Here is a 12,913-nt window from a genome sequence, read left to right on the forward strand (position 1 = left end):
CTTTGCGCGAAGTATCCTCGGGAGGGTCAATGCTTGCGGCGGATGAAACTCTCTTCTTGGCCGAGAGGATTGAACTCGCGATCAAGATCGGCGAAAGTCATTTTCGTGAGTTCAAGAGTGCGATAGATGGTGCGCCAGGCAATAAGTCCGCGCGGCCTCTTTCGTCTGTAATGCAAGACGTAGGCCGTACGTGCGTTGCATTTGCGAACTCCGACGGCGGAGAGCTCCTGATCGGGGTAGAGGACGACGGGTCAGTAACTGGCGTCCCTTACGATAAAGAAAAGATTCAGCTCCTACTTAACGCCGACAAGACGCACGTCCATACGGATACGCCGCTACCGCCTCCACGCAAGACCGTAGTGACAATTGACGGCAAGCAGGTTGTCTACTTTTACGTCCCGAAAGGAACGCAGTACGTTTATCTGACGGCAGACGGTCGCTGCGTGAAACGCCTGGACAGAGAGTCAGTACCCATAAGTGTCGAGAAGATTCAGGGCGAGAGGCTCGAAGACGCTTCACGGGATTACGATAGATCGTTTTCTTGGCCGCAAGCGACGATAAGTGACTTAGATGTTGACTTAATCCAGAGCGTAGCGTCGCAGGTCGCATACGGCATTAGTCCCGAGAAGTGCCTTCAATATCTAGACCTTGCCGAATTCACCCCCAATGGACTCAGATTGACCAATGCCGCCCTTTTGCTATTCGCAAAGGACATCAGACGCTGGCATCCGCGTTGCCAGGTGAGAATAACGAGCTACCGAGGGTCCGACGCACAGAGTGGGAGTGAATTCAACGTACTTAAGGACGACACCATTGCCGGGAACATTCTCAGCTTGACGGATACGGCATGGGAAAGGGTCCAGGTAGCAATTAGTCAGCAGACGACTCTAACCGAGAGCGCCCGCTTTGAGCAAACTTACCTGTACCCTCAGATCGCTTGCCGTGAAGCGCTTATCAACGCAATCGTCCACCGCAATTATGCCATCGAGGGCCGCGGGATTGAGATCTCGCTGTTCAACGATCGTATGGAAATCAAGAGCCCTGGCCAACTCCTATCAACTGTTTCTCTTGCGGACCTGCGATCCCTAAAGGGCGTGCATGAGTCTCGCAACCCGCTTATCGCTCGCGTTCTTCGAGAGGTTGGCTTAGTGCGCGAGATGGGCGAAGGGATTCGACGGATATTCGAGGTTATGAAGTCCAGCGCTCTGGCTACGCCAGAGTTAGCTAACGATTCCTCGGGTTTCCTCGTGAAGCTGTTCAGCAGGTCCATGTATTCTGACGAGATTCAGCTCTGGCTTAGCAATTTCGAACACATGAAACTCGATGAGTCGCAGCGGGCAGTCTTGGCGTTGGGATACGGCGGCCGAGAATTCTCGACCCAAGACGTTATCGACCGCCTTGGCCTGGTGGACATCGATCTAGTTCGCGAAATCCTTACCCCATTGCGGGGAATGAAGTTTATCGAGCGTTCGGCGTCCGATTACAAACTCATGCAACAAGCCAAGAGAATGGGCGTTCCGAAGCGGCAGATACCCAGCTTTAGAGTTGTAATTCCGGGTGCGCCGTCGGCAAGTACCATCAAGTCACCCCTTCGCGCGGAAGCCGTAGAAGTTAGCCACGATGCGCCGGATGCGGAAGGCTCGCTGCCCTCCACGGACACGACGGAAATATACCTAGGTAACCTTCCGTATGCAGCCACCGAGCATCAGTTGTCTGAAGTCGTAGGCCAGCATTGCGACGTAGAGTCGATAAAGTTTCCCGGACGCAATGCATCGGGAAATGGCGGCTTCGCGTTCGTTGTTATCTCTCCATCCACTGCCCTTCGGCGGGTCATTGAGAAGTTGGATGGAGTGGACCTTGCCGGACGCCGCATGCGCGCCCAGATTCCGCGAAAGATTTCTGGATCAAGAATGCCATAACGGCCATCCGCCCAATTTCAATTCATCGGGGATAACTCTGACTGGAGGAGGAAGGTCGATCAGCCGGTGACGTGTGGTGCCCGTCGCCGACCTCCACACCTGCTCATGCGGCCAGTGCAGCTGCAGCAGGTCGACAGAGGTGGTCGCGACCGGCGGAAGCAACGGCCGGCTGACCAAGTCAGCGAGCAGGTTGTCCTCCCGGGCGGCGTCTCGGGCGATGACCAGTACGGTACCGACCGGCACGACCGGATCGGTACGCCGGTACCCAGCCAGAACAGCACCGAGCCCAGCAGTCGACCGCTCGCGCTCGGCAATCGCGACACCGACCGGCCCGGGGTCAACATGGACCAGGAATCGAAGACACCGGCCGTCTTCCAGCCACACCCCGTACCCGTCAGCACGTAGGTGCGCCAGCCCCCGCTGCCGCAGCCACACCGACGTGTCCAACGTCGTCAACCACTGAAACAACCCACACCGGCCCGGATCCCGCCGCGAGACCTCCAGCAGCGGCAGGAACAGCAGGGAGTGCGCCGCACCCCACTGCCGCTGACCGAGCTGCAGGGGCACCGGCCGTCCCAGGGCCACGAGGTCGTGGTTCAGCAGGTCGATGCCCTGCCCGGTGATCCGATACCACCAGGCATGCGTCCGGTCCTCCGCCGACCGTTCCCGGCCCACCAGCCCCGCAGCGTGCAACCAGGTGAGGTCCCGGTGCGCCGTCAACCGGGGCACCCCCGCCACCACGGCGATGTCACTCGTGGTGGCCATGCCGTGCAATGCCAGGAACGACAGGATCTGCCACCGCCGCGGTATCAGCTCACGACCACCGGCCACCCATCGATGATCCCCTACCCCGCCAACGCCCCACCACCCCGACGACCCGTCGCCGCATGGCGCCCCGCGAGAACTCCCACACCCTCAAAACGGGGTTTGTGAGACTTTTTCCATGATCACTGTTCACCGAATCAGTCGAAAAGTTGACGACGGAAGCCGCAGAACCGGCATACCGCTCTCCGTCAAGATCGCCGGACCCAGCTCCGAGCCCATGCCGGAAACGCCCGCCCAACCGAACCGATCCGGCGCCACCGACAGCCGCAACCCCAGCCGCCCGACCATCCCGCGCCGACAGCCACAGACCGGCGGCCCCGGGTACCCCGCCGCGTCCCATCAACACCGCCCGGGTCCACCGACGTCGCCCTGGTCCATCGGCTCCCGAGCACCCACCGAGCCACCACGCCCTACCCGCAGACACGAAAAAGGCCCCGGCCCAGTGAGAACCACCAGGTCAAGGCCTTGATCGTTGGTGCGCCGCCAGGGACTCGAACCCCGAACCCGCGGATTAAGAGTCCGCTGCTCTGCCAGTTGAGCTAGCGGCGCTCGCTGACAACGGGAAGAACCTTAGCATGCCCGCGGAGCGGGGTTCCAATCCGATACCGGGGTCCACCCTTCGGACGAGCTTAACCGGCAAAGAGGCCGAAACCAGACAGCCGGCCCACTTCGGGGGCGGGCGCGATGGCGTCGATGGGGCACGATGTCCGCCAGGCACGCTACGACAGGGGTGGGCATGGGCAGGTTCGCGCGGGCCGGGGCGATGGTGGGCGTCCTGGTCCTCACGGCGTCGCTGGCACTGACCGGGTGCGGCGGCGACGAGGAGAAGCCGGCCTTCGTGCCCGGCCAGCAGCAGGAGGTCGGTGGCGTCTCGTCCACCGCGCCGGATCCGACGAGCGTCCCGCCGAGCGACGCGGCCCCCGCCGCGTCGTCGTTGACGGTGAGCCCGGCCGACGGCGCGACCGGCCGGCCGGCCAGCACCGAGATCAGCGCGCGGGTCCCGGGCGGCGGCACGGTGTCGAAGGTCGTCCTGACCAGCGCCGACGGCAAGGCCGTCAGCGGGCGGATGCGGCGCGACGGCTCCAGCTGGGTGCCGTCCACCCCGCTGAAGTTCGCGACGAAGTACACCGCCACCATCACCGGGACCGGCACGGACGGCGCGACCCACCAGGGCACCAGCACGTTCACCACGATGGCCAAGCCGAAGTCGACGATCGGCTCCGGGCTCTACCTGTTCAGCGACAAGACGTACGGCGTGGCCATGCCGGTGGTCGCCGAGTTCTCGCCGGGCATCCCGAAGAAGGACCGGGCCGCGGTGCAGAAGCGGATGTTCGTGCAGACCGACCCGCCGCAGCCCGGCGCCTGGCACTGGGTCGCCAACGGCACGCAGGCCTACTACCGCGCCCCGGAGTACTGGAAGACCGGTACCACGATCACCGTCCGGCTGGCGCTGGCCGGCATCCCGCTGAGCAACGGCCGCTACGGCAACATCGACCGGAGCGCCACCGCGAAGATCGGCCGCGCGTTCGAGATGACGGTGGACAACGCCACCAAGAAGATGACGGTCTCCGAGGACGGCGCGGTGATCCGTACGCTGCCGGTGAGCCTGGGCAAGAAGAGCACGCCGTCCTCCAGCGGCACCATGGTGGTGATGGAGAAGAAGGAGTCCACCGTCTTCGACACCCGCGACGAGCCGGACCCGGACAACCAGTACGTCACGAAGATCGACTTCGCGCAGCGGCTCACCTGGGGCGGCGAGTACATCCACTCCGCGCCCTGGTCTGAGGGGGTGCAGGGGCGCCGGAACGTGTCGCACGGCTGCGTCAACGTGTCGATGGCCGACGGCCGGTGGCTGTTCGGCAAGACGCTGGTCGGCGACCCGATCACGGTGAAGGGCACCGAGCGGCGACTGGCGCCCGGCAACGGCTGGACGGCGTGGAGCCTGAGCTGGTCGGAGTTCGTCGCCGGCAGCGCCCTGCCGGTGCCGAAGGGCGGACAGGGCTCGCCGTTCTGATCGGCGTACCGTTGTCGGGCGCGCTGCTTCCGGCAGCGCCGGGACTCGTCCCCCGCAACGAAGCGCCGGACGACGACAGAATCGTTACACCGTCACGGGGTGTTCCGGTTCACTCCCGGCAACGGGTACCCGGTCCGACGCGTCTGAACAGAGACGATGGGGATCGCGCAGCACACTTGTGAGGGAATCATGCGAGCTGGCCAGGACGAACTGATCCGGGGCGGGAGCGTCCGCCGCGGCGGACGCCGCGCATTCGCCGCCGCGGTGCTCGTCGCCACCATGGCGTTGACGGCCTGCACCGGCGGCGGCGGCGACAAGCCGTCGAGCTGGCAGGGCGGCGGCGACGGCGGCGAGAAGGCCCCGAAGGCGGCGGCGACCATCAGCGAGCCGGCCGCCGACGCCAAGGACGTCCCGGCCACCACCGCCATCACCTTCACCACCACCGAGGCGCAGCAGACCAGCGTCGAGGTGAAGGACGCCACCGGCAAGGCGGTCGAGGGCACGCTCGCCGCCGACGGCAAGAGCTGGGAGCCCGCCGCCGCGCTGGACTACGCCCAGACCTACACGGCGACCGTGACGGCGACCGGCGACGACGGCAAGCCGGCCACCGCCACCAGCACGTTCACCGTGATGGCCAAGCCGGCCAAGCAGGTCCGGGTGACCAGCTTCCTCGGTGACAACCAGGTCGTCGGCGTGGGCATGCCGCTGATCGTGAAGTTCGGCCGGGCCATCCCGGAGGACTACCGCGACGACATGCAGCGCCGGATGACGGTGACCGCGAAGCCGGCCCAGGAGGGCATCTGGCGCTGGATCAGCCCGACCGAGGTGCACTACCGGCCCAAGACGTTCTGGAAGGCCAACAGCACGGTGTCCTACCAGGTGCGGGCCGCCGGGCTGCCGCTGGGCGACGGCTGGTACGGCCGCTCCGACCTGACCGTCGACGTGAAGATCGGCCCGTCGTTCGTGATGACGGTGGACAACCGCACCAAGCGGATGACCGTCACCAAGGACGGCAAGGTGGTCAAGACGATCCTGGTGAGCCTCGGCAAGAAGAGCACCCCCTCCTCCAGCGGCACCATGGTGGTCATCGAGAAGCTCCGGCACACCGTCTTCGACACCATGGAGGAGTTGGGCCCGGAGGAGGGCTACCGCACCGAGATCGACTACGCCCAGCGGCTCACCTGGGGCGGCGAGTTCATCCACGCGGCCCCCTGGTCCGAGGGCGTGCAGGGACGCTCGAACGTCTCGCACGGCTGCGTCAACGTCTCGATGAAGGACGGCAACTGGCTGTTCGCCAACACCCGCCTGGGCGACCCGATCACGGTCAAGGGCACCGAGCGCAAGCTTCAGAACGGCAACGGCTGGACCGACTGGAACCTGAGCTGGGACGAGTACGTCAAGGGCAGCGCCCTGCCGTACGAGCCGACCGCCTGACCGGTCACCGCTAGGGCCCGCAGTTACCGTGCGTGGCCCCGATGAAGAACGATTCGGTCTGAGCGATATACCCCACAGTCATAATTATGCCTCTGGGGTATATCGCTCACAACACGTCCACTCTTCCGGCCGCGGCGCGGCGGCGAGGATGCCGGGTTACCTACCAGTCCCCTACAACGCGTCAGGCCCCGTCCTCGGACGGGGCCTGAACTGCTGTGGAGGAAATCCACTAGACGGGTGACTGATGGGAATTGAACCCACGACAACCGGGACCACAACCCGGTGCTCTGCCAACTGAGCTACAGCCACCATGCTCGCCGCTCCGGTCGAGCCGGGCGGTGCGCGGACCAATAATAGCCACACCCGGCCCCGCCCCGTCCACCGGGTTCCGACCCGGGCGTCAGAGCTGGGCGGCGATGCCCTTCGCGGTCTCCACGTCGGGGCCGGGCAGCGGCACGAACAGGGTCCGCCGGTAGTACTCCAGCTCCCGGATGCTCTCCCGGATGTCCGCGAGCGCGCGGTGGGCGAGGCCCTTCTGCGGCTGGCCGAAGTACACCCGCGGGTACCAGCGCCGGCACAGCTCCTTGATCGAGGAGACGTCGATCATGCGGTAGTGCAGGTGGGCGTCGAGCCGGGTCATGTCGCGGGCCAGGAAGCCCCGGTCGGTGGCGATCGAGTTGCCGCACAGCGGCGCGGTCCGCGGGTCCTTGACGTGGCTGGTGACGTAGTCGAGCACCAGGTCCTCCGCCTCGGCCAGGGTGACCGTGGACCGGCGTACCTCCTCGGTCAGGCCGGACTTGGCGTGCATGGTGCGCACGATCTCCGGCATGCCCGCAAGCGTCGCGTCGTCGGCGTGGATCACCACGTCCACGCCGTCCCCGAGCACGTTGAGATCGGGGTCGGTGACGAGCGCGGCGACCTCGATCAGGGCGTCCCGACGCAGGTCCAGCCCGGTCATCTCACAATCGATCCAGACGAGAAGATCAGCCACCGGAACAGACTACGCGCCGCCGACCCGCCCGCGCCTCGGCACGGTCGGCCAGGTGGACCGCTAGGGTTTCCCCGTGCCAGCCGAACCCGTCGCCCCACCCGCCGTCACCCCGGACGACGCGGGCGGGCGTACGGCTCGGCGGGTGGTCACGGTGCTGGCGCTGGCCGCCATGCTGCCCGCGCTCTACCTGCCCGGCTTCGTGCACGACTACTTCGACCTGAAGATCTACATGCGGGCGATGGACTGGTGGGCGGCCGGGCACCCGCTCTACGACTACGTCCAGCCGGACCGGGTGCAGGGCGCGCTCTACTTCACCTATCCGCCGTTCGCGGCGCTGCTGCTGCGCCCGTTCGCGCTGCTGCCGCTGGGGGTCACCATCGCCGCGTTCACGGTGCTGACCGTGGTCGGCGTGGTGGTCACCACCCGCTGGCTGGTGACGCCGGTGCTCCGGCGGCACGGCCTGCCGCGCGTGTTCGGCCTGACCGTCGCCGTGCTGCTGGTGCTGGCGGTGGAGAGCACCCGGGAGACGATCACCTTCGGGCAGATCAACATGCTGCTGGTGGTGCTGATCCTGGCCGACCTGCTGTTCGCCGTACCCCAGGGGCGGCGCTGGGCCGGTGTGGGCGTGGGGCTGGCGACGGCGCTCAAGCTCTTCCCCGGCATCTTCGTGCTCTATCTGCTGGCCGCCCGGCGGTGGCGGGCGGCGGCGGTGGCGGCGGCGACCGCGGCGGCGGCCACGCTGCTGGCGGCGGCGGTGGCGCCGGACGACTCGTGGCGGTTCTGGACCCATGAGCTGTGGGCCACCGACCGGGTGGGCCGCACCGACTACACCGGCAACCAGTCCCTGTTCGGGCTGCTCAGCCGGATCACCGCGCCGGAGGAGCCGAGCCGGCTGCCGTGGCTGCTGCTGGTGCTGCCGGTCGCCGGCTACGGGTTGTGGCGGGCGGCGCGCGCGGCGCGGGCCGGCGACGCGCTGGCCGGCCTGACCCTGACCGGCCTGGTCGGCGGCCTGATCTCGCCGATCACCTGGACCCACCACCTGTACTGGTTCATTCCGGCGGTGGTGGTGCTGGTGGACGCGGCGCTGGACGCCGACCGGACGACGGCGGCCGGGGCCCGCCTGCGCCGTGGCCGGCTGGCGCTGGCCGTGGGCACCGGCGTGGTGATCGTGTACGGGGTGGTGACGTTCCAGGACTGGGGCGCCGGGCCGGCGCATACCGACGACCCGGTCGATTTCGTCACGCGTAACGCGTACGTGCTGCTCAGCCTGCTGCTGCTGGTGGTGCTGCCGGTTCGCCGACGGTCGGAAAAGGTCGTTGAACGGACAGATCTCGCAAACGATGGCGTTCGCCGCTAATCTGGTCTCAACTACCGCGGTTTTCTCTCCGGTAGCACCGAATCCCCCGGTGATGGTGGCCCTCCGCGTCGGCAGCGCGGAGGGCCACCGGCCGTCGTGCCGGGATCACCCGTCGTCCCGCCGGGAGACCGGCGGCCACGACCAGTCGCGGCCGGCCGGCAGGTCGGCCAGGCTGGCCGGGCGCCGACTCGGCGCGGGGGCGATCGCCGCGCGGCCGCGCTCACCCGCGCCCGAGCCGACAGCGACCAGTTGCCGGTCCGGCCCGGAGGCCCGGTCCGGCTGCCGGCCCAGCGCGCTCAGCGAGCCGATGCCGAGCCGCCCGGCCAGCACCGGAACCTGGTCCGGCTCGACCACGAAGACCACCTCGCGGGGCCGGAGCGGGCGCAACAGCAGCACCACGGCGAGGACCACCAGCAGCGCCCCGCCGGCCAGCAGCGCCCACGCCGCGCCCGGGAACCAGCCGGCCCGCAACTCGGCCCGCATCCTCAGGTCGAGCCCGGCGGCGCCGTCGGCGCGCATCACCACCAGGCTCAACGACCGGTCGGCCAACTCGGCCGGGCGCCACTCCAGCGAGCCGACGCCCCGGCGTACCCAGAAGGGTTGGCCGGCCGGGACGGCGGTGGCGACGCCGGCGGTGGCCGGGTCGAGACGCACCGGCAGCGGCCCCCGGGTCACCGCGACCCGTCGCACGGTGCTGTGCGGGACGTCGGCCAGCCACTCGCGCACCTGGTCGGTCGGGGCGAGACCGAGGAACACCGGGCCGTCCGCGTCCCACGCGGCCAGCCGCAGCCGGACCTGCCCGGTCCGCGCCGCCGGCAGGTCGGCCCGGAGCAGCGCGTCCACATCGGTCACCACGACCGCGCGGGCGGGCGTGCGCACCGGTTCGAGGCGGCCGGTGAAGCCGCCGGCCGGATCGGCGTGCCGGGCGGTGAGCCAGAGCCCGGCACCCACCAGCAGCGCCGGAATTCCCACGGCCAGCAGCAGCATGCCGGCGATCGTGCGTACGAAACGCATTCGCGTCGTCCCTCTCGGTAGCCAACTACCCGGCCGACCTTACCGACGACGCTCCGTCGACCGCCGGATATCCACCGCACCCGGCCCACCGACGGCACCGGCCCGGCGGGAACGATCCGCCGGGCCGGTGCCGTGCCGTGCTCAGGACTTCGCGGCGGGCTCCCGCCGGGTACGCGCGAACGCCAGCCCGCCCAGGACCAGGCCGGCCAGGCCGGCGACCAGCCCGGCCACCCCGAACGCGGTGGCCGTCCCGGAGCCCGCGTCGTCGTCATCGTCGTCGTCCGCCGCGACGGCCGGCGCGCTCGCGCCCGGGGCCGCGGACGCCTCGCCGGCGGCCAGCGTGAGCACCGGGGCCGGGTTCTCCGGCTCCGCCGCGCCCGGCGCGGGCTCCTCGATCCAACGGGAGACGTTGCCGTCGGAGTACGTCTGGAGCACCTTGAACGCCATGGTGTCGACCTGCGGCAGCGGCCCCATCGACACCGGGAACTCCTGGAACTCGCCCGGCTTCACGCCGCCGTTCGGCGCCGCGGTGAACGTCAGCTTGGAGACCGCCTCGGTGAGCTGGCTGCCGTGCACCTCGACCGGCGGGTCGACCTTGCGCTTCTCCACCGCCACCGTCCAGCCCGGCACCGGCATGGTGGAGACGGAACCGACCGGGGCGTTCGCCGGCAGGTTCACCTCGACCTTGACGGTCGACGCCGTGTCGCTCTCGTTCGGCACCCGGAACGCGAACCGGCCGTAGCCGCCCTGCGTACCCTCCTTCGGGTTGATCGTGACGTGCGCCGAGGCCGGCCCGGCCAGGCCGAGCAGGGTCGCGGTGACGGCGGCGAGAGTGAGCGCGGCGGCGGTCGCGGGACGCCGGAGACGGATCATCAGTGGGAACCTTCCGTTACTTGATCGGCACGGTGGCGGTCACCGTGGCCTGGTCGATGTCGGACGTGCGGACGGTGATCCGGAGCTGCCAGTCGCCCCGGGCCGGCAGGCTGACCTCGCCGGTGGCGTGGTTGTCGCTCAGCGGCAGCAGCGGCACCGTGATCGGCTCGATCCCGGCCGACGGCAGCGCCGCGGTGACCTTCCACTCCTGCACCGCCTGCGGCCGGTTGTCGGTCGTGTAGGCGTAGAGGTGCAGCGAGTTGTTGCCGGTCTCGGCCGGGTCCAGCTCCACCTGGAGCGAGTAGAGCGGGCTGCTCAGCGTGGTGGAGAAGTAGCCGGCCGGCGCACCGGCCACGTCGGCGCCCGCGGTGCGCGCCGGAGTGGTCTGCACCAGCGTGGCGGACAGGCCGAGCACCACCGCGGTGATCGCGAGCTCGGCCACCACGGCCCGCCGCATCGCGCCCGGCCGGCCGGCGGCGACGCGCCGCCGCACCAGCGCCCGGGAGTACGCGGCCACGCCGATCACCAGCGCGAACAGTACGATCTTGGCGAGCAGCAGCCGGCCGTACGTGGTGTCGACGAGCGCCTTCGGGGTGGCCACCTCGATCAGGCCCTGCACGGTGCCGGCGAGCAGCAGCGCGGCCACCGCGAGCGCGGCCCAGCGGGACCAGATCGGCAGGATCGCGCCCAGCTCACGCTCGTCGGCGCGGCGCAGCAGGAAGACCGCCAGCATCACCAGGCCGCCCAGCCACACCGCCATGCCGCCCAGGTGCACGGCGTCCACCACCACGGAGACCGCCGGCGCCGGCGAGGCGGCGGGGTGGCCGGCGAGCGGCCAGGTGAACAACGCCGCCCCGCCCAGCACGGCCAGGATGATGCCGTCGGTGCGGCCGACCGGCCCGGCGAACAACGGGCGCAGCAGGAACGCCGCCGCGGCGAGCAGGCCCAGCCGGACCAGGTGGGTGGTGCCGTAGGCGCTGCCCAGCACGTCGCCGAGGCCGGCGCCGGTGACGTCGAACAGACCCCCGCCGGTGGTGTAGGGCACCTGGAGCCACAGCTCGGCCAGCGTGGCCACCACCAGCACGCCGAGCCCGGTCCAGGCCAGCCGTGCCGGCCCGCGCCGGGACAGCCGGCGCGGCCAGAGCGCGGCCAGCACCAGGGCCGGGCCGACCAGCAGCAGCAGGCCGACGTAGCCGGCGTACTTCGCCACCTTGACCGCGTTCTCGGTCACCGGGTTCGCCCGGTTGTCCGAGCCGGTGTCGGTCGGCGGCTCGGACGGCGCGCCGACCGAGTAGGTGAACGCGCCGGAGACCGGGTGGCTGTCCGCCGAGATGACCCGGTAGCTCACCAGGTAGGTGCCGCGCCCGCCGGACGGGTCGACCGGGATGGTGACCTCCGCGCCGCGGAACGTCGGCTCGCCCCGGTCGGCCCGCGAGCCGTCCGGCGCGATCACCCGTACCTTGTCGGGCACCTTGCGGACGCCCTCGCTGAAGGTGATCACCACCTGGGCGGGCGCCTCGGGCACCACCGCGGCGGCAGCGGGACTGCTGCTCACCAGCACCGCGTGGGCGCTGGCCGGGGTGGCCGGGGCGAGGAGCAGGGCGACCAGGAGGAGCAGCAGCCCGGCGGCGGCCCCGGAGCGGGCGACGACGGCCCCGGGCGGGCGGCGTACGGCAGCAGTCATGACCGCCATGGTTCCCGAAACGTGCGGGATCCGGCGAGTCGACCTCCGGCGGGCACGCCGAGGCGCCCGGTCCGCGCGTCGCTCGGAGGTCATACGGGGGTAGTCGGTGGGCCGGTGGGAAAAGTTCCCGGCGTGTGCCGGACCACGGATTGGGCCGAAGGACCCTGTTCCGCACAGGTACGCCGCGTAACCTCGGCTGACGTGATCCCCGCCCCGCGCGACACCGCCGCCGACCGCCACCCGGCGGGTTCCGGGGCTGCCCGGGATCCGGTCACCGACTGGGCGCTGGCGGCCCGGCACGGCGACCCGGCCGCGCAGGCCGCGTTCGTCCGGGCCACCCAGGCCGAGGTCTGGCGCTTCGCCGCCGCCCTGGTCGACCCGGACAGCGCCGACGACCTGACCCAGGAGACCTACCTGCGGGCGTTGCGGGCGCTGCCCGGCTTCGAGGGCCGCTCCACCGCCCGGACCTGGCTGCTCGGCATCGCCCGGCGGGCCTGCGCCGACCACCTGCGGGCCGTGGTGCGCCGCCGCCGGCTCGACGAGCGGCTCGCCGCCCGGGCGGCCACCGACCGGCCGTACCCGGACCCGGCCGGCCACCTCGGCGCCACCGACCTGGTCCGCCGGCTGCCCGCCGAACGGCGTGCCGCGTTCGTGCTCACCCAACTGCTCGGCCTCTCCTACGCCGAGGCCGCCGACGTGGAGGGGGTGCCGGTGGGCACCATCCGCTCCCGGGTCGCCCGGGCCCGCGACGAGCTGATCGACGCCGTCGGCGACGCGCTGGCCGGATAGGCGGGAACCTTTC

10 protein-coding genes and 2 tRNA genes are annotated in these 12,913 nt (G+C 69.6%); 5 read left to right on the forward strand and 7 right to left on the reverse strand.

Annotated elements, in window-relative coordinates:
• The first annotated feature begins 29 nt into the window (after positions 1-29).
• Positions 30-1,919 carry an ATP-binding protein gene (locus tag ACH495_RS17855; RefSeq protein ID WP_396858817.1) on the forward strand — a complete coding sequence of 630 codons (1,890 nt, stop codon included), beginning with the start codon at positions 30-32 and terminating at the stop codon, positions 1,917-1,919.
• Here the strand turns inward: ACH495_RS17855 and ACH495_RS17860 are convergent.
• Together ACH495_RS17860 and ACH495_RS17865 are read right to left on the reverse strand one after the other, a co-directional pair.
• Positions 1,905-2,750, reverse strand: a complete 846-nt coding sequence (locus ACH495_RS17860) for a MarR family transcriptional regulator (RefSeq protein ID WP_396858818.1) — start codon at positions 2,748-2,750, stop codon at positions 1,905-1,907. The genes ACH495_RS17855 and ACH495_RS17860 overlap by 15 nt on opposite strands.
• Before the next feature lie 467 nt (positions 2,751-3,217).
• A tRNA-Lys gene (locus tag ACH495_RS17865) sits at positions 3,218-3,293 on the reverse strand.
• 187 nt (positions 3,294-3,480) lie between these two features.
• On the opposite strand from ACH495_RS17865, the gene ACH495_RS17870 reads away from it, so the two are divergent.
• Together ACH495_RS17870 and ACH495_RS17875 are read left to right on the forward strand one after the other, a co-directional pair.
• Entirely contained in the window at positions 3,481-4,758 is a 1,278-nt protein-coding gene (locus tag ACH495_RS17870; RefSeq protein WP_396858819.1) for an Ig-like domain-containing protein, read from the forward strand.
• 189 nt (positions 4,759-4,947) lie between these two features.
• Positions 4,948-6,192: an Ig-like domain-containing protein gene (locus ACH495_RS17875; RefSeq protein ID WP_396858820.1), complete on the forward strand. Its 1,245-nt coding sequence runs from the start codon at positions 4,948-4,950 to the stop codon at positions 6,190-6,192.
• 236 nt (positions 6,193-6,428) lie between these two features.
• Here ACH495_RS17875 and ACH495_RS17880 read toward each other — a convergent pair.
• Both ACH495_RS17880 and orn read right to left on the reverse strand, forming a co-directional pair.
• A tRNA-His gene (locus ACH495_RS17880) sits at positions 6,429-6,501 on the reverse strand.
• A 91-nt stretch (positions 6,502-6,592) separates the two neighbouring features.
• The gene (orn, locus tag ACH495_RS17885) at positions 6,593-7,183 is read right to left on the reverse strand and encodes an oligoribonuclease (protein WP_396858821.1); all 591 of its coding nucleotides are present in this window, start codon (positions 7,181-7,183) and stop codon (positions 6,593-6,595) included.
• Between the two features lie 73 nt (positions 7,184-7,256).
• Between orn and ACH495_RS17890 the strand changes: the two genes are divergently transcribed.
• The gene (locus ACH495_RS17890) at positions 7,257-8,540 is read left to right on the forward strand and encodes a glycosyltransferase family 87 protein (RefSeq protein WP_396858822.1); all 1,284 of its coding nucleotides are present in this window, start codon (positions 7,257-7,259) and stop codon (positions 8,538-8,540) included.
• Between the two features lie 105 nt (positions 8,541-8,645).
• On the opposite strand, the gene ACH495_RS17895 is transcribed toward ACH495_RS17890, so the two are convergent.
• From ACH495_RS17895 to ACH495_RS17905, 3 genes are all read right to left on the reverse strand, one after another.
• On the reverse strand, positions 8,646-9,554 hold the full coding sequence (locus tag ACH495_RS17895; protein WP_396858823.1) for a hypothetical protein: 909 nt from the start codon (positions 9,552-9,554) through the stop codon (positions 8,646-8,648).
• A gap of 141 nt (positions 9,555-9,695) precedes the next feature.
• Positions 9,696-10,427, reverse strand: coding sequence for a YcnI family protein (locus ACH495_RS17900; RefSeq protein ID WP_396858824.1), 732 nt, complete (start codon positions 10,425-10,427; stop codon positions 9,696-9,698).
• A gap of 16 nt (positions 10,428-10,443) precedes the next feature.
• Positions 10,444-12,111: a copper resistance CopC/CopD family protein gene (locus ACH495_RS17905; RefSeq protein ID WP_396858825.1), complete on the reverse strand. Its 1,668-nt coding sequence runs from the start codon at positions 12,109-12,111 to the stop codon at positions 10,444-10,446.
• A gap of 201 nt (positions 12,112-12,312) precedes the next feature.
• Between ACH495_RS17905 and ACH495_RS17910 the strand changes: the two genes are divergently transcribed.
• Positions 12,313-12,900, forward strand: a complete 588-nt coding sequence (locus tag ACH495_RS17910; RefSeq protein WP_396858826.1) for a sigma-70 family RNA polymerase sigma factor — start codon at positions 12,313-12,315, stop codon at positions 12,898-12,900.
• Positions 12,901-12,913 lie beyond the last annotated feature (13 nt).

Source organism: Micromonospora sp. NPDC018662 (assembly GCF_044391475.1).
Taxonomy (GTDB): Bacteria; Actinomycetota; Actinomycetes; order Mycobacteriales; family Micromonosporaceae; genus Micromonospora.

What these genes read in the sequence shown, in the direction of transcription:
- ACH495_RS17855 (WP_396858817.1), top strand. Translation starts at nt 30, where the DNA reads ATGCTTGCGGCGGATGAAACTCTCTTCTTGGCCGAGAGGATTGAACTC.
- ACH495_RS17870 (WP_396858819.1), top strand. Translation starts at nt 3,481, where the DNA reads ATGGGCAGGTTCGCGCGGGCCGGGGCGATGGTGGGCGTCCTGGTCCTC.
- ACH495_RS17875 (WP_396858820.1), top strand. Translation starts at nt 4,948, where the DNA reads ATGCGAGCTGGCCAGGACGAACTGATCCGGGGCGGGAGCGTCCGCCGC.
- ACH495_RS17895 (WP_396858823.1), bottom strand. Translation starts at nt 9,554, where the DNA reads ATGCGTTTCGTACGCACGATCGCCGGCATGCTGCTGCTGGCCGTGGGA.
- ACH495_RS17900 (WP_396858824.1), bottom strand. Translation starts at nt 10,427, where the DNA reads ATGATCCGTCTCCGGCGTCCCGCGACCGCCGCCGCGCTCACTCTCGCC.
- ACH495_RS17905 (WP_396858825.1), bottom strand. Translation starts at nt 12,111, where the DNA reads ATGACTGCTGCCGTACGCCGCCCGCCCGGGGCCGTCGTCGCCCGCTCC.